A 22,339-nucleotide genomic window follows, 5' to 3' on the forward strand; every position below is an offset into this window, starting at 1 on the left:
GCCTGCCTGGAGGTGGTACAATACAAGTGTTCATGTTGGATTGTACCCTCTGGGGCAAGCCACTCTGCAAACGCTCTCGGTGTTGGTAGCACCGGGGGCGTTTTTGTTTTTATTGAGCTGTTGCAGATTTTGCAACGGCTGGAAGCAATGTGCAAAATTTGCACATTGCTTTACTCCTTCAGATCCTTCACTGCCCTATCAAAGTCCGACACGATCTTCTGCGTAGGATTGAACAGGTCATACTCAGCTTCTGCCTTTTCTCTGGCCTGCCTGGCAGATATCTTGCCCTTGTCTGGCAGGATGTCATACCGCCGGAAGGACAGAAACTCGTTGATGCTGGCGGCAAACTGTTCCATGGTGAAGGTATTTTCCCGTTCGATCAAGTCCTCGATATAGTCAAAATAGCCCGATACGGTACGCTCCAACTGGCGGATCTGTTTTTCGGACAGGTAGTTTTTTGCCACCGACACGTCCGATTTGAGCACACGGCCTTCGGGGGCGTTCTTCCATGTGGTCAGCCCCATGTGGTCTTTGGTATGGTCGGCCTTATTATACACGATCTCTGCCGCCGTCTGGCCGGTGATAGCGTAGTGGAACTTGTTCTGCACCATGGCATAGAAGTCCTTGGTCACCGGTGAATTGCGGTCATAGTCGATGCTGCATTCTGCAAAAATATCCGTCACCTGCTGCCAGATCCGGCGCTCGCTGGCACGGATGGAGCGGACGCGCTCCAGCAATTCACGGAAGTAGTCCTTGCCAAACGCATCTTTGCCCTGCTTCAGGCGTTCGTCGTCCAGAACAAAGCCCTTGCTCATGTACTCTTTGAGGATGCCGGTAGCCCAGATACGAAACTGCGTAGCCCGGCGGGAGTTGACCCGGTAGCCAACCGAAATGATGGCATCGAGGTTGTAGAACATACGTTCTCTGCTGACCATTCTGAAGCCTTCCTGTTCAACCGTTTCCATTTTGGAAATAGTTGCTTCGGTCTGCAACTCGCCTTCCTCATAAATGTTTGCGAGGTGCTTATTGATTGCAGCAGGTTGCACACCAAACAGCTTTGCCATGCCCTTCTGCGTCAGCCAGATACTTTCGTCCTTCACAACGGCATTGATGGAAACATCTTCTTCCGCAGAACGATATATCAAAAATTGAAAGTTGTTTTCCATTTCCACCCCTTTTATCTCCCTTCTCGCCCACCGGCACGCCCGGCGGGCGTTTTCTTTCGTCCTTATATCAGTTCACCTTTTCAAACACCATTGTTGCCTGAATGCGGTCGCCGCCCATCAGACCCTTGCTGCCGCCGTTGGCCGTGGTGATGGTATGCAGCCGGTAGCCTTTGGCGGCCTGCTGGTTAATGACATTCTCCAGCTCAGTCAGGTTTCCAGAGCCGGTGCCGATGAACTTTTCCTTCAGTGTGACTTGAAGGACCACGTACTGGTACGAATTGCCGGATGCAGTAGAGTAAGAAGATTCTTTCTGTAAAGTATCCATAAAGCCCATGATTTTGTCCTCCTGTATTCTTGTTGATTTTCCCGGCGTTGGCGCACCGGGGACGTTTTTGTTTAGTTCACATCAGTTATTCAAAGCCTTTGCGCGCACAGTCGGGCTTGCTGCCTTGAACAGATCATATGCGTTCAAGACATCCGTAATTGCCTGACGCTCTTCGGGGGTGACTGTGTGGTCGATGCTGCCACCATCGCCGCTGTATCGGATAATGATTTCATCAGCGCTCAAAATATTCTTAAACCACTGGATATCTTCATCATCGCCTACAAAGGAGGTCAGTTCCCAATACTGCTTTCCATCATAGCCACGATCCACATCCGTCCAATCAATCGTGTAGGTATATTTATACTCGCCCGCGCGAATCGTAATCGTGTCCAAGTACACATATTTGTTGCCGCTACACAGAACCATGAAAAACATTGACGGATCATTGGTGCTGCCATTTGCAAAGAAGGGCAGTATATAGCTTTTGCCTTGATTGCTCAGTCGGTCTTCCGTGGGTGACACATAGCTTCTTGCGTCCTCGACCTTATCATAACTGATTTTCAGCTTTGCAAGAGCGTCTTTCAGTCCCAGTACCTGCTGGGCTTCTGCCAACACCGCAAAGTTACTGACCTGTGCCTTGCTTGCATCGTCCAATTCATTATAGGCATTCACGGCAGCCACAATTGCCGGGCGGCGGGCAGTTGTTACTGTTCCAATCTGACTGATAAGGTTCTCTACCGCGGCCACTGTTGCTGTGTTGCACTGTTCCAGAACGGCTGTGCTTGTATACTCTGCCGGGCTAACAGCCATTGCCGGCGCTGCCACAGATACAAGCGTTGCGGCAATGCACAGCGCTGCAGCGGTCTTTTTCATAGTTTTCTTCATACATAACACTCCTTCGCTATATAGACTGGAATGACTCCGATAATCCAAAATTACCCCACCCAGTGCGTCCAGCCTACAGCCTTGCCCTCAATGTGCACCTCTTCCAGCTGGGGGCCGGTGTAGACCATTGGCGCATAGGCCGGGTTTGCAGGCATCAGGGTCAGCGTGCCTGGGTTGTAATATACCCGCTTGAGGGTGGCTTCACCATCAATGCGCACCGCTGCGATCTCGCCGTTCTCCACCTCCGGCTGGATGCGGATATACACCACGTCTTTATCGTGAATGCCGGCATCCACCATGCTGTCACCGTGGCAGGTCAGGGAAAAATCGCACCGGATGTTCTCCGGCACATCCACCATTTTTTCAATGTTCTGCTCTGCCGTGATGGGTTCCCCGCAGGCAATGGCTCCGATCAGCGGGATCTTCTTCATCTTTGGCATCGGCTCAAAGCCCGGGGGGATGGTGGGCTTCTTGGGCTCCGGCTGTTCTTCCCAGCCCATCAGGTAGGCGGGGGATACTTTCAGCCGTTTGGCAATAGCGTCAACCTTGTCTGTCGGTATATTGGTTACAATATTATTTTCATACTTATATACAGCCTGCTTTGATACGCCGATGTAATCGGCAAGCTCCTGTTGGGTTACATCTTGCTCTTGACGTACCTGTCGAATGCGATCGCCTACAGTCACCGTGAGCACCTCCTTTGATGTCTATAGTATAGCAGATAAACCACCAGTTTACAATATTTTTAATTCAATTATCAAAAATAACTTGACAGGTTACAAATATGATGCTATTATACTTGTGACCTCATAAGTTACACAGGGGCCGTTTGGAGGTGAAAAGTGTGGTAAACGTCAATTTGCTCAAGTCGTACATGGTCAAAGCAGGCTACACTCAAAAAATGTTGGCTCAGGAACTTGGAATTTCTGAGCAGACCTTAACACGCAAGCTCAAGAAACGTGTTTTTGGTACAGATGAAGCCTCAAAGATTGTGGAACTTTTGAGTATCGACAATCCGCAGGCCGTATTTTTTGGCCATTAAGTAACTTGACAGGTTACATTTCAAGGAGGGTGAAGAAGATGAAAAAGCCTAATTTGCAGGAAACAAAATCCGCCAGAGTGATGCAGGTCATTGAGACCGTTTCTCTGGCGGGCGATGGTACGGATGCGAATCCGGTCTATGAAGTTCACCAGTACTGGACTCTGGACGGAAAGCTGTTGGCGAAACCAGGCTCTCTCGAAATGGAGCAGAATCTAAGCGACCTTTCGACCGGACAGCTTTTGAAAGAACTGGTAAAGCGCAACGACGTAAAAGTCATAGAACATCACCTGTCAAACAATTGCATCAACGTATCTTTGCAGATTGGCCATTTCGGATGCTACGAGATTCAGGATTTTACCAAGAGTGATGATTGTTCAAGATGAACGACGCTGTTCCTGCTTATCCTGATCTATCTCAAAAATTTCTTGATACAGTTCGTTGCGGTCATGCCGGGCAATGTACCAATCTTTGAGAAGCAATTCCAGAACCTTAACGAGCTTCTGAGCCTCGCCGGGGTCGATATCAACGATCAGATTTACATCTTTCTCCATGTGAGCGCCAATATTTCCTAAGCGGCGAATACCGTTGAGGACGCGATACTCGTCGACTGAAATTTTATCTTTGATTAAATCGATCTCGCTCGCAAGGTTTCCCGCTTTAACTCTCCAATAGTCCCGAATCATACCCTGCAAACAGCGGCGAGCCAACGTAGCAGCCGCCCTTGGACTAGCATCCAGAATAGCACAAGCTTCTAGATAGTCTGTTTTGATGGGTTCCGGGATATAATCCGGCAGAACTATTCCCGTATACGGAGGATACGTCAACGAGAAAGCATTGTCGAATCCGGTGATTTGAACGGAATATCCTTCACACGCCGGGCAGCAGTGGTAGCGGGCTTGGATTCCATGATTAAGCCATATGTAGCCAGTTACCGCTAATTCGTCCGCATCTCGGCCGAAATCAATCGTTCGGAGTTTTGTATTATCGCTTTTCTCGATGAATTCAACCCCGCAATACGGACATCTAAATTTTGTTTCAGGCATTTCAGCATCTCCCTTCCGCCCCAGTATACCGCAGGAGCGAGGTGCACACAAGGAGGTGAACCACATGAACAACAATAAAAAGCCCGGCGAACCGCTGGAACCGGAACGCTGGGCGCTGAAACGCTTTATTGATGAGAACTGGCACACCATTGCACTAGCAGCGGCCACAACCATTGTAATCCGTTTATTGCTAGGTTGGTAACAACACTGACAGCGATAGGAAGCCAGAGCGATTCAAAAAACTGATTTTTTCTTTTTTCACGCCGGTAATCTCTATATGTGTCATAAAAATCCGCGATATGGAAGTGATGCATATTAAGACCTTTTTCGGTTTCCATTGGTCTTATCAGCCCATAAAGATAAAGCTGCCATACATCATCTTGATTACACTTCATATCTGGATTTTTTTGAATCTGTTTTAGCAACTCTTTTTCCTTTTTTGTCAGTACAATCCGCTCACACTGTTCTTTTCGTTCCATTTTTACACCTCCCTTTCGCACCTCTATTCTACCGCAGAAGGGAGCCACCCACAAGGAGGTACATCTTCACCATGAACGACTTGACCACATTCACTAATCCCGAGTTCGGGCAGGTGCGCACCGTCGAGATCGACGGCACACCGTGGCTCGTCGGCAAGGACGTTGCCGTGGCGCTGGGGTACAAGAATCCCCAGCGTGCTATCCGCGACCATGTTGATGCCGAGGACAAAGGGGTGACCAAAACAGTCACCCCCTCCGGTGAGCAGGAGATGCTCATTATCAACGAAAGCGGCCTGTACAGCCTGATCCTGAGCAGCAAGATGCCCAAGGCAAAGGCTTTCAAGCGCTGGGTGACCAGCGAGGTGCTGCCCGCCATCCGCAAAATAGGCGCTTACGAGAGCTTTCAGGCACAGCAGCACATTGAGCAGTTGGAAGCCACCAACACCCGGCTGAACGCCGCCATTCAGGCAGTAGGCAGCGCAAAAGCAGAGCTGGCCGACGTCATCAATCTGCGCAACGACTTCATCAAGCACCGCGACAACTACAAAGCCCGGTATATGCAGGCCAAAACCGATTACGGCAAGATCTGCGACAGCCTGCGGCAGGCGGAATGCCTTGTGGCCAAAGCGCAGTCCAATCTGGACAGCCGCATCGACCAGCTGAGCATCGTGGCCTTTGGCCTGCCCGGCTTCGACGAGATCATGAACGCCGTCATCGGCACATTGCCCGCCAAGAAGGAGGAATAAAATGTTGAACACATCAACCATTCGCGGCACCTTCCGGCAGATTCCGTACTGGAAGCTGCGGGGCCGGTTCCACAGTCGCGGGTTCCGGGATCAGGAGATTGCAAATGCAATCGGCATCGGAACTGACACAATGAGCAAGCGGATGAACGGGAAGCAGCCTTGGACAAGCACTGAGATCGCAGAAATTTGCAAGACGCTTGATATCCCGCAGGATGAAATCGGGGAGCTGTTCTTCCCTACTGTTGAGAAAGGAGAATCCGCATGAGCAAACCTTACACCCTTGCATCCGAGCGGGCCGACGCGCCCAACGGATGCGCGTACGTGGCACCGACGTTCTGGAACAAGTGGTTCCGCTGGGATGGAAGCCGGGCATCCGGCTGCTATCAGCTGGGCGGGCAGGTCAAGGACGAAAACCACACCGGCCTGCAGATTTTTGCAGATGGCGAATGGCACCCGGTCGTTGGATGGGCATTGGACAACTGCGGCCCTGAAATCGACTATCAGGAGGCGGAAGCATGAAAATCAACCCGAACGCTCAGTTGAAAATCCAGCTGGGATCGGATGGCAACCCCCAAATTTACGCCTGCGGCACACAGATGGAACAAGCGGCTCTTTGCACCGCATTGGTCGCGGGAATCTGTATGGACAGCAAAGACCCAGCAGAGACAATCATCAACATCATGACAGCTGCCGCCGATCTTATGGACAGAATGGAGGAAACCCACCAATGAAGATTAAATCCGGCGTGTGGTATTGGCTGGCCGTGGCCAGCGGGGCCGTGGGCCTGCTGTACGGCATGGGGCTGGAGGGCAGCTTCCAGACCGGCGGCACTGTTTCGGATGCCGACTTCATCACGGCCATGGTGCTGATCCTGCTGGCGGTGTTTTTTGCCCGGCTGGGCTTTGCCGCCCATGACCGGGAGCAGCAGGAGCGCCGCAAGGTTCACCAGCAGCCCCGCAACACCGTGAAGAGCGGAAGGAAGGCGGGCTGACACCACCCATGAATAAAGGAAAGCACTTTACCCGCGTTTGTTTGGACTGCGGCAAGGTGATGGAAAATGTTGCTGGCAACCTGCGCTTTTGCGCTTCCTGCCGCAGAGAGCGCCACAACCAATATTGCAGGGATTACAGGGCGCATAATGAAAAACCTGCCCGCGTCATGTGGTACACCGTCTGGGACGCAAAGACCGGCGATCTACTGGCATCCGGAACGTCCGAGATGTGTGCCCGGCGGCTGGGCTACAAGAGCGCGAACAGCTTTGCGTCTGCCGTCAGCCATGGGCTCAGCGGCAGCCATCGAACTTACAAGTACACATTTGCGCGGGAACGTATCGACCGCAGCGAGGTGGACAGCCTGCCGCCGGTACGCACTATACGAAAAAAGCCCGCCGGTGCGCCAACACCGACGAGCTGCAAGGGATGATGAATTTGAACGACTTCATCACCCCGATGATATCACAAAATCGGAGGTTTTACAATGAAAGGAATTTTGATCGAACCGGGCAAAGAACCGGTAGTCACCACCCTGCCGGACACGCTGCAGGGCATCGAAGCACTGCTGCGGTGCCCCTGTGAGCAGAAAGTCCTGCCACGCACCCCGGCAGTGCTGGTGTACGGCATCATGGGCAGAGACCTGAACCGTATCTATCGCGGCCAGCATATCTACGGGCCCATCCTCTGCTACGGCTGGAAGGGCAACAACATCCAGCCCATGAGCAAGGATGTGCAGGCCGAGATGCTGGACAGGCTCAAGGACACGGAGGTGCGGGCATGACGGACTACACCATCAGTTCCAAGCTTTCCAACAAGACGGTTTATGCCTGTTACCGCGGCCGGTTCTGGCACTGGAACGGCAGCATTTGGAAAGAAAGCCGTATCATGACGAATAGATTTGAGCTGGCCAGAGCGGCAGACAAGAATCTGACCCCACAGGCGTTCCTGACCAACGGCGCGGAGTTCGCCCCGTTGGATGAGTACGAAATCGACTGCGCAATGCTGGACGCGTTGGAAAATGCCAAGCCCTGCAAGAACGCGCCCATCGAACCGGTGGAAGAACGCCCTACCCCATCCGCGCAGTGTTCGGATGCTGCCACTGCTGCGGAAAGCCAAACTGCGGCATCCCCGGCAGCGCCGGAGGGGTCAAGCCCTACGACGGAGACGGCAGATGCTGCCAGCGGCTCCGATGCTCCGGGCAATGCAACCGGAAAGAATGCTGCACTATCCGCCACCTCCGGCAGCTCTTTGAGTAATCCCGCCGCACCCACCTTTGACTTTGGTGCAGACGACCAGACAAACGCCCTGCTTTTGCAGGATGCGCAGACCTTCATCACCGGCAACATGGCCCGCATTATGGCCGCAAAGCACGCCCACGATCTGACCGCAAACCACTATCAGGGCAGCTGGGGCAAGTGGTGCACCGCTGTCGGTATCAGCCGGGACACCGGTGACAACATGGTGAGAGTTGCCGAACAGTTCGGCAACATCCAGATTGAAGGCAAGTCCATTCTGGACGTGCAGCCCCTGAAACTGCTGTATGCTGCGGCCAAGCCCAGCACCCCGGAGGTGGTCAAGCAAGCCGTTTTTACCGGTGACATCACTACTTATAAAGAGTATCAGGAGCTTATGGCCCAGCTCAAGGCCGAAAAAGAGCGCGCCGATGCTGCCGAAAAGTCCGCTCAGAACGCCCGCAAGGAAAATGCCTATTTCAAGGAGCTGGTGAAAAGCGCCGAAGCCCAGACACATAAAGACGCAGAAAAGCGGGAAGAAGCAGAAAGCCGCTATGAATCCGCTCTTGCCGACATCAGCGGCCTGAAAGAGCAGAACGCCCAGCTGCGACAGCGCGCCGACACCGCCGAAGCCCGGGAAGAAGAAGCATGGAAGATGCAGAGCAAGGCCGAAGCCCGGGCCAAGAACGCCGAGGGCCAGCTTTCCGGCTCCCGGCAGGTGGCCGAAGCGGCAAAGCTCCGGGCCGACAAGCTGCAGGAAGAAAATGCGGCCCTGAAAAAGCAGCCCATCGCCGCTGTGGTGGATGAGGAAGAGGTAGACCGGCGGGCCAAAGCTCTGGCTCACCAGTGGGATGAGGAAGAACTGGACCGTCTGGCAGCAGAAAAGGCCTGGGGCCTTGCAGATGCCCGGAATTCTGAACTTGCCAAGGATAACACTGCCCTGCGCAAACAGCTGGCCACACTCCAAGCCCGCGCCAATGACAATACACAGGCCGATTTTGAGACCGCTAACTATTGCGCCAGCCTGTTCCGTTCGGCATGGGACACCTGCAAAGGCAGCTATTCCCGCCTGACCGGTGAAGATCTGGAGAGCACCTTTCAGACCCTGTGCGGCGCACTGAACAGCATCATGGAAGAAGCTTCCCTGCTCTGCCGTCAGCCCGCAGATTATGACGGAGGTGCAGCTGATGAACCCGATGTATGATCTTGCGCTGGACGGCTACGGCCCGCCGCTTGAGCCGCCCGACAACTATTACTTTTTGCCACGCGAACAGGAAGCAGAACAGGAGGATCCCGAAAATGACGAATGAATTGACCGTCCGGGTGGAGCACCCGGAACTGCCCGCGATCCGGTGGAACGAGACCGAGGTGCAGCAGAATCTGACCGAGATGCTGGCCGCCTACACCGGCCGCGTCTACACCCCGGACACCATCAAGGATGCCAAGGCTGACCGCGCCGCCGTGAACAAGCTGGACAAGCAGCTCAGCGATGCCGCCCGCAGCGCCAAGGCTTTTTACATGAAGCCGTTGGAAGAGTTCTTGCAGAGTGCCAAGCAGATGCAGGGTCAGTGCAAGGCTGTCTCCGATGCCATTGACCAGCAGGTCAAGGCTGTGGAGGAAGCCGAACGGCAGGACAAGGCCGACGCCCTGCGGGCTGTCTATGCCGACTGCATCGGAGAACTGCGGGAGCTTATCCCCTTTGACCGCCTGCTTGTGTCCCAGTGGCTGAACAAGACCTATGATCTGGCAAAGGCCAGCCGGGAGCTGCGCCGGGATGTTGAAACACGGCGGAAAGAGTTGAAAATCATTCAGGACACCTGCGGCGAAGATGCTGAAGCCTGCAAGCTGGGATATCTTCGTGTGCTGGATCTGAACGCCGCGCTTGCCGAACACCTGCGCCTGCAGGACAACCGGGAAAAGTTGCGCCGCGCAGAAGCAGAAAGGCAGGCCGCAGAACGTGCCCGCGCAGCCGCACCGGTGATCATCCCTCCCACCGAGGAAGAGCGTCAGCTCAAGGCGGAAGCTGAACAGAGCGCCCAACGCAACGCCTTTATCACCGCTTCCGGACGGCTGGACTGTGAAGTGCTGCAGCGCTTTGCAGCACCTGCACAGCCGGAACTCCCTGCCCGCAAGCAGTATCGTTTCTGGGTAGAGTTCACCCGCGAGGATATCGCATGGTTCAAGCAGGGAGCCGCAGAGCGCGGTTTCCGCTATGGTTCTATCAAATAATTTTGGAGGTATTTACTTATGGCACTTACTCGTTCCGGCGCACCCGCGCCTACTTCGTCCGTTTCCAATGCACAGGCTCTGGCAAACCGTTCCGTCCAGAACGCCAACCGTGCAGGCAGCACTGCTATGCAGGCCGCATCCCCGTCCGTTCCGGTGGAGATCACTGCTGCCGATGGCCAGCACCTCGTCGTCAGTTTTGACGAAGTACGGCGTTTTATTTGCGACAAAGCCACCGACACCGAGTGCAAGATCTTTCTGGAAACCTGCAAACAGTATCACCTGAACCCCTTCACCAAGGAAGCCTATCTGATCCACTACGACAATAAAAACGAGAGCGCCGCCAGCACCATCGTGCTGGGCAAGAACTGCTACATGCAGATGGCCGAGCGTAACCCCAACTTTGACGGCTTCGAGGCGGGTGTGATCGTCCTGACCGCAGATGGCCAACTGCTGAACCGTGAGGGTTCCATCGTCTATGATGGGAACGCCGGCGAGACCCTTCTCGGCGGCTGGGCAAAGGTCTACCGCAAGGACCGCACCCGCGCCAGCTATGAGGAAGTCAAGCTCAGCGAGTATGACACCGGCAAATCCCTCTGGAACGGCAAAAAGGCCACCATGATCCGCAAGGTAGCGCTGGTGCACGCCCTTCGTGAAGCGTTCCCGTCTACCTTTGGCGCTCTGTACGATGAGAGTGAGGTGCGTGTGGATGCCGAAAGCACCGCTCGTGAGGTGCCGCCTGAAGAACTGCCGGTGCTGGATCCTTACACAGGTTCCCACCGCCATCGCAAGACGGCAGGCACCCTGATCCCTGCCCCGGATGCACCCTCTGCAGAGGAAAACGCCGATGATCCGTTTGGCGGTGATGATGCATGATCGTCCAGACCAAGAACGGCATCATGCTGCACGGCGAAATTGCCAAAGACCCGGTGCTCCGGGATGCCGGGCAGAAGCGGGTGCTGAAGTTTGACCTGAAAGCCAGCCGCACACAGGACGAGACCGGAAAATGGCAGAGCTTTTTTGTAGGCGTGAACCTCTGGCACGGCATCGACCAGTGGGATGGGATGCTGCAGAAAGGCGATCAGGTCACCGTTTTTGCCCAGAATCTGAAAGAGCGGGAGTATAACGGCAAGGTCTATTACGACGTGGACGCGGATGATGTTCAGCCCGGCGGGCTGGTGACATTCCGCTGGCTGCAGCAGATGATCGACCTGATGGCACAGCCCGGCCCTCCGCCGGAACCTGCAGAACCGGCAGCAAACCCGGCAGATCTGCAGGGTGCGCAGATGTACCCCGGCGAAAGCCTTGCAGACTACGCACCGCACATCGCTTCCGCGCCAGAACCGGCTCCATCTACCGAGTATGACCCCATCAACGAAGACGCAGGAGATCTCCCCTTCTGATTTTGCAAGCTGTGCTATCCGGCTATACGGGCATTTCACACGAAAGGAGGTCGGGCTGTGGGCATCGACACAACACGCGGCTTCGTAGCATTTCCCCGCGGTCTGATCGACTGGGAGTGGTACACAGAACCCAACACTGCCCGCCTGTTCTTTCATCTGCTGCTCACGGCCAACTGGCAGGAAAAGCAGTGGCAGGGCATCACCATCCACCCCGGAGAACTGGTTACAAGCCAATCTCAGCTGGCAAAACAGCTGAATTTGTCAATTCGGAATGTTCGGACTGCTTTGGAGCACTTGCAGGCGACAGGCTATGTGACAGTCAGAACCGGGCCAAAATACAGCGTTGTTTCAATCAATAATTATAATTTACTCGTTGGTGCTGACAGGCAAAGTGACAGTCAGGCGACAGGCAACCGACAGGCTGCCGACAACAACTTAACAAATATAACAAAGAAACCATTAAAACAATCGTCGTCTGCGCGTGCGCGCGAGACTGCCGGGACGAGGACGACGAACCATCCCGCAGTGGATGAATTTGAATCCTGTATCTGTAAGCTGAGTGCCACCAGTAAAGCTGAGCTGATGGCCTACGCGGAACGGCTGGGTTCAGAACTGGTATCTGCCGTGATCCTGAAGTGTTCTGATCTGGGCGGGCACAGCTGGGCCTATGTCCGCAAGGCGCTGGCAGAAGCTGAATCGCAAGGGTGCAGGTCCGCCGAGGAATACCGCCTGACGAATCCGATCGGTGCCGGACGGAATAAACGTGTAGACCGAACCGGACCCAGCGGGAATGACTGGCTGAAGAATGCCACGCGGCGCAGGCCGCTGATAAAAAAAGAAGCAGCAAAGGAGGACGCATCCGATGTATCGGAACCCTGAACACTACCCGGACCCGACGGCGGGTGCCGCCCTCTGTCAGCTGCGCAGAAAGGAGAACCGTTTGAATACCGGAAAACAGTTTGAAGCGGACTGGAAGAAGTCCATGCCGCCGGATGCCTGGTGCTATCGGCTGAAGGACAGCGCCGCTACCTACTACGGCGGCAACGAAAACTTGAGCTTCTCTGTGGACAACATCTGTGACTTCGATGTCTACCGTTACCCCATGCACCACTATTTTGAACTCAAGACCATCGAAACACCCAGCATCCCGCTGACGAAGATCTTTGGCAGCTTTGACCGGGACAAACAGAAATATCATAAGCTAAAACATATCACCGACATGGTCGCTGCGGCTTCCTACAAGGGCCAGACGGCCCATGTGGTGATAAACTACCGCGGCAAGGTGAACCGCACCTTTGCCGTGCCCGCCAGCGCTGTGCTGGAGTACATGCAAACCCAGACCCGCAAAAGTATCCCGTGGCAGTGGGCCGCCCTCAACGGCATTGAGGTGGAGCAGCACCTGCTGCGGGTTCACTGGCGGTATGACGTGAATGGGCTGCTGAAAAAATTGGAAGGAGGGAATGCTGGGAATGTCTGATATCAGAACATGGACCCCTGAAAGCGATATCCTAAAGCCGGGCGAGCCCTGCAGTGTGCAGGAAATCAGGTCATGGTTTGAACGCCTGCCTCGGATGCGGGCGCTGATCCGGCAGCAGCAGGAACACATCGAAAGCCTGCGCAGCGCCGCCACCACGACTACCTCCAGCAACTCCGGTGCGCCGGGCCACTCCGGCACCAGTGACAAAGTTGGCACCAACAGCGATGCAGCCATGGACGCGGAAGCAAAACTGGCCGAACTGAAATGCCAGTATGCTGAGATGCAGAAAGATGCCATTGATGTTGCCTACCTGCTTCATGCTGATCCGGTATCGATCAAACGCAGTCGGTGTCTGATTCTGTCTTTTGTGGAAGGCAAGCGACATGCCGAGATCGCGCCTGAAGTCGGTTATTCCAATCCGTCTCAGGTCTCAAGGGCCATTTCTGAAGGTCTGGCGCAACTGGCAGAACTCACGAATGAACTGAATCTTAGTTGAACCTGTACATTTTGCACAATGTCAGAGAGTATTGTTTTTACACGCTCTGGCATTTACTTGTTATCGGCATCTGTGTTATCGTGGTACCATCGGCAGAGCCGGAAAGGCCAACCGATATACGCAGTCTCCGAAACGAACCTCCATGATAATTTTCTCCTTTTGGCTTTGCAGGCGTTTTTCTCTCTTCACGTTTCGCGGGCTGCTTCTATGCGATACACTGAAACAAAGGCAGCCTGCCGCTCATGAGAGACAGGAGGCGGTTCGATCCCGCCGTATCGCACCGTATGGCGCATGGACTAGACAACCCGCAAGGCCGCACGTGCAACCTCCCGTGCCAAGAAAAGGCCTTAGAATCCTTGCCAAGGTGTAGCTTTCCTGACAGGATGTGCGCCAACCAACAGCCCCGGCGGCGAACCGGAGCTGTTTTTATATGGCCGCCTGAGCGCAGTTTGGAGCGCGGCGCGTGTGTGTAGACACGGCTGGTTCGATTCCAAGGGCGGCGTTTTACTCTGGTAGCTCAATTGGCAGAGCGATGGTCTCCAAAACCGTAGGTTGCAGGTTCAAGGCCTGCCCAGAGCGCCATGCAATGTACAGTCGGGGGACGGCTGTGCAAAGCATAGCGGGGCATCTGGCCGCGAAAGTTCCAGATGCAGCAGCACCCGCCTGTTTTACGCCTGTCCGTCAAGCTGAATGCATGGGTGCTGCTTATTTTTTTTGATATCTTTGCCGTTCGGATCTTCCGGGCGGCTTTTTGATTTTACGGCAAGAGAGGTGGTGACGTGGCGTACCGCAAAAAGCAGCCGGTGGGTAGACCCCCGAAATTTAAGAACAAAGAAGAGCTTGAAGCAAAGATCCAAGCATTTTTTGAAGATTGCGAGGGTGAAGTTCTTCTCGATGATGGCGGCACGCCCGTGCTGGACAAGTACGGTAATGTCATTTGCATCCACCAGCGTCCGCCTACCGTGACAGGCCTGGCCCTTGCATTGGGCTTTGCATCACGACAGTCTCTGCTGGACTATCAGGGCAAAAAGGAATTTCTTGACACGATACTGCGCGCAAAGACCCGATGCGAACAGTACGCCGAAGAACGCCTTTACGATCGCGACGGCACCCATGGAGCACAGTTCAGTCTGCGGGCCAATTTTGGATGGAACGATAAGCCGAAGGAGCAGACAGAAGCACTGAAGGAAGAGGTGCCTGTGGATGATCTGAGCAAGGCACTGTTTGAGTTGAGCGAGGGCAGTCATGGCACTGGGTGAAAAGCAGCTGCAAATTTTGCAGTTCCGATTTTCGGATTACAGCTATCTGATCTGTGATGGTGCCGTTCGTTCTGGCAAAACGTCCCTGATGATGGTCGGCTTCGTAGATGATGCGATGGCCCGCTTCAATGGCAGGCGCTTCGGCATCTGCGGCAAAACCGTGGACAGCGCCACAAAGAACATCGTGCAGCCTTACATGGCGATGCAGTATGCTCAGCGAAGCTACAGCTTCAAATGGAGCCGCACTGACAAGACCATGACGGTTTCCAAAGGCAGCGTCACCAACGTGTTTGAAGTATTTGGCGGCAAGGACGAAAGCAGCTACGCGCTGATTCAGGGCCGCACGCTGGCAGGCTGTCTCATTGACGAGGTGGTGCTGCAGCCGCGTTCGTTCGTAGATCAGGCCATGATCCGCTGCTCTGTTACGGGCGCAAAGGTCTGGTTCTCCTGTAACCCGGCAGCGCCATCACACTGGTTCTACACGGACTGGATTCTCAAAGCTGACAAGGGCGAGATCAACGCCAAGCACATCCATTTTGTGCTGCGGGATAATCCTGGCCTGTCGGATGAGACCATCCAGCGCTATGAGCAATCCTTCACTGGGGTGTTTTACCAGCGGTATGTGCTGGGTGAGTGGGTTGCTGCCGAGGGCCTTGTGTATCCTTTCTTCTCCGCCGGGCAGGACACCTACCTCTTTCACGGTGATGCTTCCCACATCGACGGGCAGTTTTATGTGTCCATCGACTACGGCACCCACAACCCCTGCAGCATGGGCCTGTGGGTCATTCATGATGGCAAGGCCCTGCGCATCAAGGAAAGCTATTTCGATAGTCGTGCCGAGCGTGTGCAGCGCACCGACGAAGAGCACTATGCCGAGCTGGAACGCCTGACCAAGGGCTATTACATTCAGGCAGTGGTGGTTGACCCGTCCGCTGCTTCCTTCATCGAGACCATCCGCCGGCACGGCAAGTATCTGGTTATCCCCGCTGATAACGACGTGCTGAACGGCATCCGCTGCGTGGCATCCCTGATTCAGGCCGGGCTTGTGACTATCCACGAAAGCTGCACGGCATCCCGCCGGGAGTTTGGCCTGTACTCTTGGGACGACAAGGCGAAGGAAGATCGTGTCGTCAAGGAGAACGACCACGCCATGGACGACATCCGCTATTTCTGCTATACGATACTGGCCCCGCTGATCCGCTGGGCAGACTGGAGACGAAAATAATGTTTGATAGACTGCTTATCTGGCTGCGGGAGAAAGCGCGGCTGCTGTTCGGTGAAAATACCACCGTCAGCGCCAGCGTGTCCTACAGCATGGAGAATGCGATCATCCTGTGGGCGCAGATGTACGATACCGGCGGGCCGTGGTGCCACGGCGGCAAGAACGCCCTGCACAGCCTGAAGCTGGCCCAGAGTGTTGCATCGGAGCTGGCCCGTCTGACCACGCTGGAAATGGAATGCCTTGTTTCCGGCAGCGCCCGCGCCGACAGCATCAACACCATGCTGCAGCCTTTCATTGCAGATCTGCGCACCCCGGTGGAATACGGCTGTGCGCTGGGCGGCATCCTGTTCCGGCCTTTCCTCGATGCAGAGGGACGCATCCAGATCGATGCTGTGCAGGGTGACTGCTTCTGCCCTACCCGCTTTGATAGCTCTGGCCGCATGACCGGGGCTATTTTTTATGACCATCTGGTGCGCGGCAACCGCATTTATACCCGTCTGGAAGATCACGAGTTTTCCGGCAGCACGCACAGCATCACGGTCAAGGCATTCCGCTCCATGACCAGTACAGATCTCGGCATCGAGGTCCCGTTGACCGATGTGCCGGAGTGGGCCGCGATTTCCCCACACACTGAGTTTTCCGGTGTAGACCGCCCGCTTTGGGGCTATTTCAGAGTGTCCAGCGGCAATTCCACTGATCGGCACTCCCCGCTGGGCGTAAGTGTCTATGCCGCTGCTGTTGACACCATCCATGATGCCGATGAACAGTATGGGCGGCTTCTGTGGGAGTATGACGGCGGGCAGCTGGCCCTTGACGTTGACCAGACCGCCCTGCGGCCCGACATCAACGGCGAGAGCGTTATGCCGCAGCGTGAGCAGCGCCTTTACCGTAACTGGTTGAACGGCAGCTCCGGGGCCAATGGCCGGAACCTTTACGAGGTGTTTGCCCCTGCCCTGCGCGATGAAAGTTATCGTCGGGGGATGGATGCCATGCTCAAGCGGGTGGAGTTCCAGTGCGGCCTTGCCTACGGCACCCTGTCCGACCCGCAGAACGTGGACAAGACCGCCGAGGAGATCAGGAGCAGCAAGCAGCGCAGCTACACTACCGTCAAGGATCTGCAGCGGGCGCTGGGCAATGCGCTGACCGATCTGGTATACTCCATCAGCAAGCTGCTGGATGCCCAGTGGAACAGCGGCGCAGCCGTTTCCCCGCCGGGCGACTGCAACGTGACCTTTGACTTTGACGATAGCATCATCTCCGACCCCAAAGAGCGCAAGCAGATGTATTGGGGCTACGTTACCGCAGGCAAGTTCCCGTTCTGGCGGTATCTGGTGGAGTTTGAGGGCTACAGCGAGGACGATGCCAAGGCAATTGCCGCCGAAGCGGATGCCGAGAACCGCAGCCCTGAAGCCCTCACCTTCGGGGGTGCCTGATGCTGCCGCCGTCTACCCTCGACCAGATGCCGGATGCCTTTGTGCAGCTCTGGCAGCAGGTCGAAGAGCAGATCCTGCAGGACGTTGCCCGGCGCATCGGCAAGATGGACAAAGTGACCGCTACTGCAAACTGGCAGCTGTGGCGCTACCAGCAGACCGAAGCGCTGCGCAATGATGTGGTGAAGCTGCTGGCCAAGTACACCGGCAAGAGCGAAACGGCCATCCGCAAGCTGCTTTTGCAGGCTGCGACCGAAGCCATGGAGCGGGAAGATGCGATCTACTACCACTACGATATGGAGCCGACCCCCTTTGAAGAGAGCGCCGCCCTGAACAATTTGCTGGATGCCGGTGCGCGGCAGACCTGCGGCACATGGCAGAATCTGACCGCCACCACGGCAAACACCGTCACAGGGGCCTTTGAGCGCACGCTGGACGCTGCATGGCTCAAGGTGAGCACCGGTGCCTTCGACTACAAAACCGCCGTCAAACAGGCCGTGGACAGCCTTGCAGACGACATGCCCATGGTCACCTATCCCAGCGGCCACACCGACAGCATCGAGGTGGCCGCACGGCGTGCCATCCTGACCGGTGTCAACCAGACAGCTGGCAAGCTGCAGGTGGCCCGCGCCGACGAGATGGGCGTGGAGTTCTTCGAGACCACCGCCCACGGCGGGGCACGACCTTCCCACGCTGAGTGGCAGGGCAGGCAGTTCCACCGGGGCGGCGCGGTCGATTACAAGGGCAAGCACTACCCGGACTTTGAAGCCGCCACCGGCTACGGCACGGGAGCAGGGCTTTGCGGCTGGAACTGCCGACACCAGTTCTTTGCCTGCTTCCCGGAGCTGGGCGACCCGCCCGCGTGGACGCGTGAGCAGCTGGAAGCCCTGAACGCCCGGAACATCGAGTGGAACGGCAAAAAGTACACCGCTTACGAGATATCCCAGATGCAGCGTGCCCGGGAGCGGAACGTCCGCCGCTGGAAAAAGCGGTATCTGGCCGAGGATGCCGCCGGGCTGGATACCACCGATGCCGCTGTGCGCCTGAAAGCGGCCCGCCAGAGCCTTGCAGAGTTTGCACAGGCCACCGGCGGCCGTGTGGACAGCGCCCGCACCAGCGTGCCCAAGTTCGGCAGGAGCGAAGCCAGCAGAGCAAGCGCACAGGTGCGGAAGGCATCCTCTACATACAGCAGCTTGAACACAAAGGCGAAACCTGTTACAATGCAGTCAATCGCAAATGTTAAGGCGTTCAGCTGTGACACACTGGATGCCGCCGGGCAGCAACAGCTGAAAAACGCCCACAAGCGCCTTCTCATGGTCGCTTCAAAGCAGCCGGAAAATGTTGAAGTGGGCAGGGTGTTCGACATCAAGATGAAGCCGCTGACGAAAGATATCATCGGCTTGCCGGATGGTCATTCTGTTCAGCTACCAAACCCGGATGTACCCTATATTGCGATTCATACCCATCCTGCATGCGGTAGCTTTTCAAATGGTGATCTGCGGCAATTTACGCGAAACGCAAATTTGAAGTTGCTTACTGCTCTTGGGCATGATGGGCATATTTACGCAATCGAAAAGACTTCTACTTTTCAAGAAAGCTCCGCGAAACAGGCCATTCGGAAAATGGATTGCGCAATTGATGAATTGCTCAAGTCCACGCTGACGGATGAACAGGTTCTTGAAAAGGCAGAAGGGGTTATTTCGGACTGCATAAAGGAGTTGCAGAAAAATGGTGCCAAATTCTACGAATAAACCTTCTTACACAGAACAGGAAGTCAGGGAAATGCAGCAGGTTCTTCTGGAAACTCCTGTAGACCCGGCATATGACGATATTTGCAACTCATTTTACGATGGGTGGGACAGAACTGTACACCGTCAGATGTATGCTCGTGACTGCTACAGTATTTTGAAAGAACTTGGAAAGCTCCCGCCCGGCATCGAATAACCTTAACCACCATCCACCCGGACGGTGGTTTTCTTTTGCCCATTTTTACAGAAAGGAACGAACCATGAAAAAGATTCTTCTCGCCCTTGCGCTGGCCGCATCCATTCTGCTGTGTGGCTGTTCCAGCGAAGCCGAAAAGGCCAACTACAACATCTCCAAGCAGGCAGATTACTTCGAGAGTGAGCGCAAGATCACCGTCTACAACGCCCGCACCGACAAGGTGATCATGGAAGCCGAGGGCTACATGTCCATCTCCAACAACTCAAACAATGAGCTTGTCTGCACGGTGAAGGTCGGCCCGGATTCCTACCGCAAGAACTACATCTATCTGAACGACTACACCATGTATGTGGTAGAGGACATCACCGGCACCCATACCGACCCCTACCACTACAAGCTCTATTTCCACACTGACATCCTGCCCAGTGTGGAGGTGAAGCCGTAAAAGTCATTCACGGAAATGCCCCATTTTAACCACTATGTGCCCAGAAAAAGGCTTCATAGTGGTTTTTTCATGCCGTTTTAGCTCATGTTGGCAGAGCACCGGACTTTTAATCCGGGGGTGGCGGGTTCAACTCCCGCAAGCGGCACCACAGCGGAAGGCGGCGCGTACCCCGTCTTGTCCCGTGCGGAATGAGAACCGCGATACTAAACAGAAGGGACTTATCCACCCAACAGACAAAAGAAAGGAGCACATCGCAAGTGAAACGCGAAGATGTGAGCAAGATCATTCCGGGTATCACCTCGGACCAGCTGGACAGCATCATGAACCTGCACGGCGCGGATATCACGGCCAAGGTGAACGAGATCACCACCCTCAAGGCCGAGAAAACCACCCTGACCGAACAGCTGTCCACTGCAAACAGCAAACTGGAGGGCTACGACCCGGAGTGGAAGGCCAAGGCCGAGCAGGCTAAGACCGATGCTGCGGCTCAGGTCGCTGCCCTCGAAAAGGGCTACGCTCTGGAACGCAAGGCATCCGGCCTGAAGTTTTCCAGCGAGAGCGCCCGCAAGGCGTTCCTTACCGAGGCAAAGGCCCAGAATTTTGCCATGAAGGACGGCGAGATCATGGGCTTTGATGATTATGTCAAGGCTTTCAAAGAGAGTGATCCCAGTGCTATCTTGCCGGACGGCGGCATGGCACGTTTTTCCGCATCGGCGACCGGCGCACCCGGCCAGCCCGCAAACACACATGAGGCCGCAAATGCTGCATTCCGCGCAGCATTCGGCCAGAAAGGTTGATGATCTATGGCGATCGATTCTATTGCCCGCAGCAATGCGGAAGCCCTTATCCGCGAACAGCTGGTGAACACCATTCAGCAGGATGTTCCCAAAAGCTCCACCGTCATGCAGCTGGGCACCCGCCTTGCCAATATGACCTCTAACCAGACCAAGATCCCCGTGCTGTCCATGCTGCCGCTGGCTTACTGGGTCAACGGTGACACCGGCATGAAAAAGACCAGCAAGCAGGAATGGGACAATGTCTATATGACCGCCGCAGAGCTGGCCGTCATTGTGCCCGTGCCCGAAGCTGTGCTGGCAGATTCCAGCTTTGACATCATGGGCGAGGTACAGCCCCGCGTCCGGGAAGCCATGGGCGCAAAAATCGACAACGCCATCCTGTTCGGCGGCGAGCGCCCCACCGAGTGGACGACCGATGTTCTGACCCTTGCGGCCAAGAACAAAGTCACCGGCCCCATCGACTACGCAAAGCTGCTGGGCAAGGACGGTCTGTTCTCCAAGGTTGAGGCTGGCGGCTTTGGTGTGGATGCCGTGGTCGGCGATCTGACCGCAAAGGCAGAACTGCGCGGCCTTGTGGATACCACGGGCCGTCCTCTGTTCCGTTCCGATATGCAGGGTGCAACCACCTACGCGCTGGACGGTGCCCCGATGTACTTCCCGGAGAACGGCGGCTTTGATGCTTCTAAGGCCCAGCTGATCGCAGGCAACTTCAAGAAGCTGGTGTACTCCATCCGTCAGGATGTCACCGTGAAGCTGCTGGATCAGGGCGTTATTCAGGATCCTTCCACCAAGGAGATCGTTTACAACCTCGCCCAGCAGGATATGGTGGCCCTGCGTGTGGTCATGCGCATGGGCTGGGCACTGCCGAACCCTGCAACCCGCCTGAATGCCGACCGCTCCAAGGTTCCGTTCGCGTTCCTGACCGCCGCTGCCGTCGCAGCGTAAGGAGCCGCCATGCTGTACTGTACCTACGACGAATACCTCACGGCGGGCGGCACGGTGCCGGAAGCGGCCTTCGGGGTGCTGTGCAGCCGGGCTTCCCGCATGATCGATGCCGCCACCTTTGGCCGGGCAGAACCCCACGCTGCCGGGTGCGAGGCCTGCCGGGAAGCATTGGCGGACGCCTGCGCCCAGATCGTCGGCCTGCTGGCCGCTGCGTCTGCGGTGAGCGCTGTGCCGGGCGCTGCCAGCGTCTCCAACGACGGCTACAGCGTCACCTTTGGCAGCAATGCCAGTATGACCGCAGCCACCCGGCAGGAAGCCTATGAAATCATCCGCACGGCCCTCGGTGCTGACCCGCACGGCCTGCTGTACAGGGGGTGCTTCTGATGCAGACTGCTGTCACCGTGGTCAACCTTATCCGCGACATCGCCACCGAGACCGACACCCCGGAGTGCTGGGTGTTCCCCGGCTGCAGCTGGCGGGAATGCCGCTCCACGTCCGGCTCCGGCACTGCCAAGGACCCGGAGCGCACTACGCACATCCGCATTCCGGCCAGCGTGTGCACCATGGGCTATCTGCCCTACGCTCAATGGGCGGCTCTGCCTGCTGCCGAAAAGGCCAAACACTGGACCCTGAAACGCGGCTGGAAGCTGGTGCAGGGCACGGTGTCTGCCTTGACCGCCGAAGAGTATGCCAAACTCGAAAAAACACACCTGTGCTGCACCGTGTCGGCTGTCTCGGACGACCGGGAACCGCTGCTGCCGCACTGGCATGTGGAAGGGAGCTGA

The 22,339-nt window shown here is 55.8% G+C and carries 33 protein-coding genes and 1 tRNA gene; 28 read left to right on the forward strand and 6 right to left on the reverse strand.

From position 1 onward, the window contains the following. Positions 1–170: 170 nt before the first annotated feature. The 4 genes from DW937_RS02315 to DW937_RS02330 form a co-directional block, all read right to left on the reverse strand. Positions 171–1,166, reverse strand: coding sequence for a virulence RhuM family protein (locus DW937_RS02315; protein WP_120120185.1), 996 nt, complete (start codon positions 1,164–1,166; stop codon positions 171–173). A 67-nt stretch (positions 1,167–1,233) separates the two neighbouring features. Beyond that, on the reverse strand, positions 1,234–1,500 hold the full coding sequence (locus DW937_RS02320; RefSeq protein WP_120120005.1) for a DUF4177 domain-containing protein: 267 nt from the start codon (positions 1,498–1,500) through the stop codon (positions 1,234–1,236). A 72-nt stretch (positions 1,501–1,572) separates the two neighbouring features. After that, the gene (locus DW937_RS02325) at positions 1,573–2,376 is read right to left on the reverse strand and encodes a hypothetical protein (RefSeq protein WP_120120006.1); all 804 of its coding nucleotides are present in this window, start codon (positions 2,374–2,376) and stop codon (positions 1,573–1,575) included. Positions 2,377–2,426: 50 nt separating this feature from the next. Further along, positions 2,427–3,062, reverse strand: a complete 636-nt coding sequence (locus DW937_RS02330; protein ID WP_120120007.1) for a S24 family peptidase — start codon at positions 3,060–3,062, stop codon at positions 2,427–2,429. Positions 3,063–3,220: 158 nt separating this feature from the next. On the opposite strand from DW937_RS02330, the gene DW937_RS02335 reads away from it, so the two are divergent. Then, on the forward strand, positions 3,221–3,418 hold the full coding sequence (locus DW937_RS02335) for a helix-turn-helix transcriptional regulator (protein ID WP_227622660.1): 198 nt from the start codon (positions 3,221–3,223) through the stop codon (positions 3,416–3,418). A 38-nt stretch (positions 3,419–3,456) separates the two neighbouring features. Beyond that, positions 3,457–3,801 carry a hypothetical protein gene (locus DW937_RS15015; protein WP_207666626.1) on the forward strand — a complete coding sequence of 115 codons (345 nt, stop codon included), beginning with the start codon at positions 3,457–3,459 and terminating at the stop codon, positions 3,799–3,801. Here the strand turns inward: DW937_RS15015 and DW937_RS15130 are convergent. Together DW937_RS15130 and DW937_RS02350 are read right to left on the reverse strand one after the other, a co-directional pair. Next, the gene (locus DW937_RS15130; protein ID WP_243111402.1) at positions 3,793–4,461 is read right to left on the reverse strand and encodes a DUF4145 domain-containing protein; all 669 of its coding nucleotides are present in this window, start codon (positions 4,459–4,461) and stop codon (positions 3,793–3,795) included. The two genes, DW937_RS15015 and DW937_RS15130, sit on opposite strands and share 9 nt — an antisense overlap. 125 nt (positions 4,462–4,586) lie before the next feature. Further along, positions 4,587–4,940, reverse strand: a complete 354-nt coding sequence (locus DW937_RS02350; RefSeq protein WP_120120008.1) for a hypothetical protein — start codon at positions 4,938–4,940, stop codon at positions 4,587–4,589. A 71-nt stretch (positions 4,941–5,011) separates the two neighbouring features. On the opposite strand from DW937_RS02350, the gene DW937_RS02355 reads away from it, so the two are divergent. From DW937_RS02355 to DW937_RS02475, 26 genes are all read left to right on the forward strand, one after another. After that, positions 5,012–5,686 (forward strand): Bro-N domain-containing protein, encoded by a 675-nt coding sequence (locus tag DW937_RS02355; RefSeq protein WP_120120009.1) that lies wholly within the window; start codon positions 5,012–5,014, stop codon positions 5,684–5,686. A 1-nt stretch (position 5,687) separates the two neighbouring features. Further along, a complete protein-coding gene (locus DW937_RS02360) occupies positions 5,688–5,951 on the forward strand; it encodes a DUF739 family protein (RefSeq protein ID WP_120120010.1) in 264 nt (87 codons plus the stop codon). Continuing rightward, a complete protein-coding gene (locus DW937_RS02365) occupies positions 5,948–6,205 on the forward strand; it encodes a hypothetical protein (protein WP_120120011.1) in 258 nt (85 codons plus the stop codon). The genes DW937_RS02360 and DW937_RS02365 overlap by 4 nt, the downstream gene beginning before the upstream one ends. Continuing rightward, on the forward strand, positions 6,202–6,417 hold the full coding sequence (locus DW937_RS02370) for a hypothetical protein (protein ID WP_120120012.1): 216 nt from the start codon (positions 6,202–6,204) through the stop codon (positions 6,415–6,417). Before DW937_RS02365 ends, DW937_RS02370 begins: the two co-directional genes overlap by 4 nt. Beyond that, on the forward strand, positions 6,414–6,677 hold the full coding sequence (locus DW937_RS02375) for a hypothetical protein (RefSeq protein WP_120120013.1): 264 nt from the start codon (positions 6,414–6,416) through the stop codon (positions 6,675–6,677). Before DW937_RS02370 ends, DW937_RS02375 begins: the two co-directional genes overlap by 4 nt. A gap of 8 nt (positions 6,678–6,685) precedes the next feature. Further along, positions 6,686–7,108, forward strand: coding sequence for a hypothetical protein (locus DW937_RS02380; protein ID WP_097777827.1), 423 nt, complete (start codon positions 6,686–6,688; stop codon positions 7,106–7,108). 54 nt (positions 7,109–7,162) lie between these two features. Beyond that, complete coding sequence (locus tag DW937_RS02385; protein ID WP_120120014.1) at positions 7,163–7,459, forward strand: hypothetical protein; 297 nt, start codon at positions 7,163–7,165, stop codon at positions 7,457–7,459. Next, positions 7,456–9,114: a hypothetical protein gene (locus DW937_RS02390; RefSeq protein ID WP_120120015.1), complete on the forward strand. Its 1,659-nt coding sequence runs from the start codon at positions 7,456–7,458 to the stop codon at positions 9,112–9,114. Before DW937_RS02385 ends, DW937_RS02390 begins: the two co-directional genes overlap by 4 nt. After that, positions 9,098–9,220, forward strand: a complete 123-nt coding sequence (locus DW937_RS15385) for a hypothetical protein (protein WP_279221244.1) — start codon at positions 9,098–9,100, stop codon at positions 9,218–9,220. The genes DW937_RS02390 and DW937_RS15385 overlap by 17 nt, the downstream gene beginning before the upstream one ends. After that, positions 9,210–10,139 (forward strand): DUF1351 domain-containing protein, encoded by a 930-nt coding sequence (locus DW937_RS02395; RefSeq protein WP_165852861.1) that lies wholly within the window; start codon positions 9,210–9,212, stop codon positions 10,137–10,139. The genes DW937_RS15385 and DW937_RS02395 overlap by 11 nt, the downstream gene beginning before the upstream one ends. Before the next feature lie 18 nt (positions 10,140–10,157). Beyond that, positions 10,158–11,012: a phage recombination protein Bet gene (gene bet / locus DW937_RS02400; RefSeq protein WP_120120017.1), complete on the forward strand. Its 855-nt coding sequence runs from the start codon at positions 10,158–10,160 to the stop codon at positions 11,010–11,012. Further along, positions 11,009–11,539, forward strand: coding sequence for a single-stranded DNA-binding protein (locus tag DW937_RS02405; protein ID WP_120120018.1), 531 nt, complete (start codon positions 11,009–11,011; stop codon positions 11,537–11,539). The genes bet and DW937_RS02405 overlap by 4 nt, the downstream gene beginning before the upstream one ends. Before the next feature lie 57 nt (positions 11,540–11,596). Next, the gene (locus DW937_RS02410; protein ID WP_120120019.1) at positions 11,597–12,418 is read left to right on the forward strand and encodes a hypothetical protein; all 822 of its coding nucleotides are present in this window, start codon (positions 11,597–11,599) and stop codon (positions 12,416–12,418) included. Then, positions 12,402–13,016 (forward strand): hypothetical protein, encoded by a 615-nt coding sequence (locus tag DW937_RS02415; RefSeq protein ID WP_120120020.1) that lies wholly within the window; start codon positions 12,402–12,404, stop codon positions 13,014–13,016. The genes DW937_RS02410 and DW937_RS02415 overlap by 17 nt, the downstream gene beginning before the upstream one ends. Further along, positions 13,009–13,512, forward strand: coding sequence for a hypothetical protein (locus DW937_RS02420; RefSeq protein WP_120120021.1), 504 nt, complete (start codon positions 13,009–13,011; stop codon positions 13,510–13,512). Before DW937_RS02415 ends, DW937_RS02420 begins: the two co-directional genes overlap by 8 nt. Before the next feature lie 779 nt (positions 13,513–14,291). Continuing rightward, positions 14,292–14,771 (forward strand): terminase small subunit, encoded by a 480-nt coding sequence (locus DW937_RS02430; RefSeq protein ID WP_120120022.1) that lies wholly within the window; start codon positions 14,292–14,294, stop codon positions 14,769–14,771. Then, complete coding sequence (locus tag DW937_RS02435; protein ID WP_120120023.1) at positions 14,758–15,996, forward strand: PBSX family phage terminase large subunit; 1,239 nt, start codon at positions 14,758–14,760, stop codon at positions 15,994–15,996. Before DW937_RS02430 ends, DW937_RS02435 begins: the two co-directional genes overlap by 14 nt. Beyond that, positions 15,996–17,426, forward strand: coding sequence for a capsid protein (locus tag DW937_RS02440; protein ID WP_120120024.1), 1,431 nt, complete (start codon positions 15,996–15,998; stop codon positions 17,424–17,426). Before DW937_RS02435 ends, DW937_RS02440 begins: the two co-directional genes overlap by 1 nt. Continuing rightward, positions 17,426–19,174, forward strand: coding sequence for a phage minor capsid protein (locus tag DW937_RS02445; RefSeq protein ID WP_243111403.1), 1,749 nt, complete (start codon positions 17,426–17,428; stop codon positions 19,172–19,174). Before DW937_RS02440 ends, DW937_RS02445 begins: the two co-directional genes overlap by 1 nt. A 31-nt stretch (positions 19,175–19,205) precedes the next feature. Beyond that, complete coding sequence (locus DW937_RS14820; RefSeq protein WP_165852862.1) at positions 19,206–19,367, forward strand: hypothetical protein; 162 nt, start codon at positions 19,206–19,208, stop codon at positions 19,365–19,367. 64 nt (positions 19,368–19,431) lie between these two features. After that, positions 19,432–19,812, forward strand: a complete 381-nt coding sequence (locus DW937_RS02450; protein ID WP_097775555.1) for a hypothetical protein — start codon at positions 19,432–19,434, stop codon at positions 19,810–19,812. Between the two features lie 71 nt (positions 19,813–19,883). Then, positions 19,884–19,960 (forward strand) — tRNA-Lys (locus DW937_RS02455). 109 nt (positions 19,961–20,069) lie between these two features. Beyond that, positions 20,070–20,609 (forward strand): phage scaffolding protein, encoded by a 540-nt coding sequence (locus DW937_RS02460; protein WP_165852863.1) that lies wholly within the window; start codon positions 20,070–20,072, stop codon positions 20,607–20,609. A 6-nt stretch (positions 20,610–20,615) separates the two neighbouring features. Then, entirely contained in the window at positions 20,616–21,554 is a 939-nt protein-coding gene (locus DW937_RS02465; protein WP_120120026.1) for a phage major capsid protein, read from the forward strand. 9 nt (positions 21,555–21,563) lie between these two features. Beyond that, positions 21,564–21,938 (forward strand): hypothetical protein, encoded by a 375-nt coding sequence (locus DW937_RS02470; RefSeq protein WP_120120027.1) that lies wholly within the window; start codon positions 21,564–21,566, stop codon positions 21,936–21,938. Beyond that, a complete protein-coding gene (locus DW937_RS02475; RefSeq protein WP_120120028.1) occupies positions 21,938–22,339 on the forward strand; it encodes a hypothetical protein in 402 nt (133 codons plus the stop codon). The genes DW937_RS02470 and DW937_RS02475 overlap by 1 nt, the downstream gene beginning before the upstream one ends.

Origin of the sequence: Faecalibacterium sp. AM43-5AT, from assembly GCF_003603345.1 — a bacterium.
Taxonomy (GTDB): domain Bacteria; phylum Bacillota; class Clostridia; order Oscillospirales; family Ruminococcaceae; genus Faecalibacterium; species Faecalibacterium taiwanense.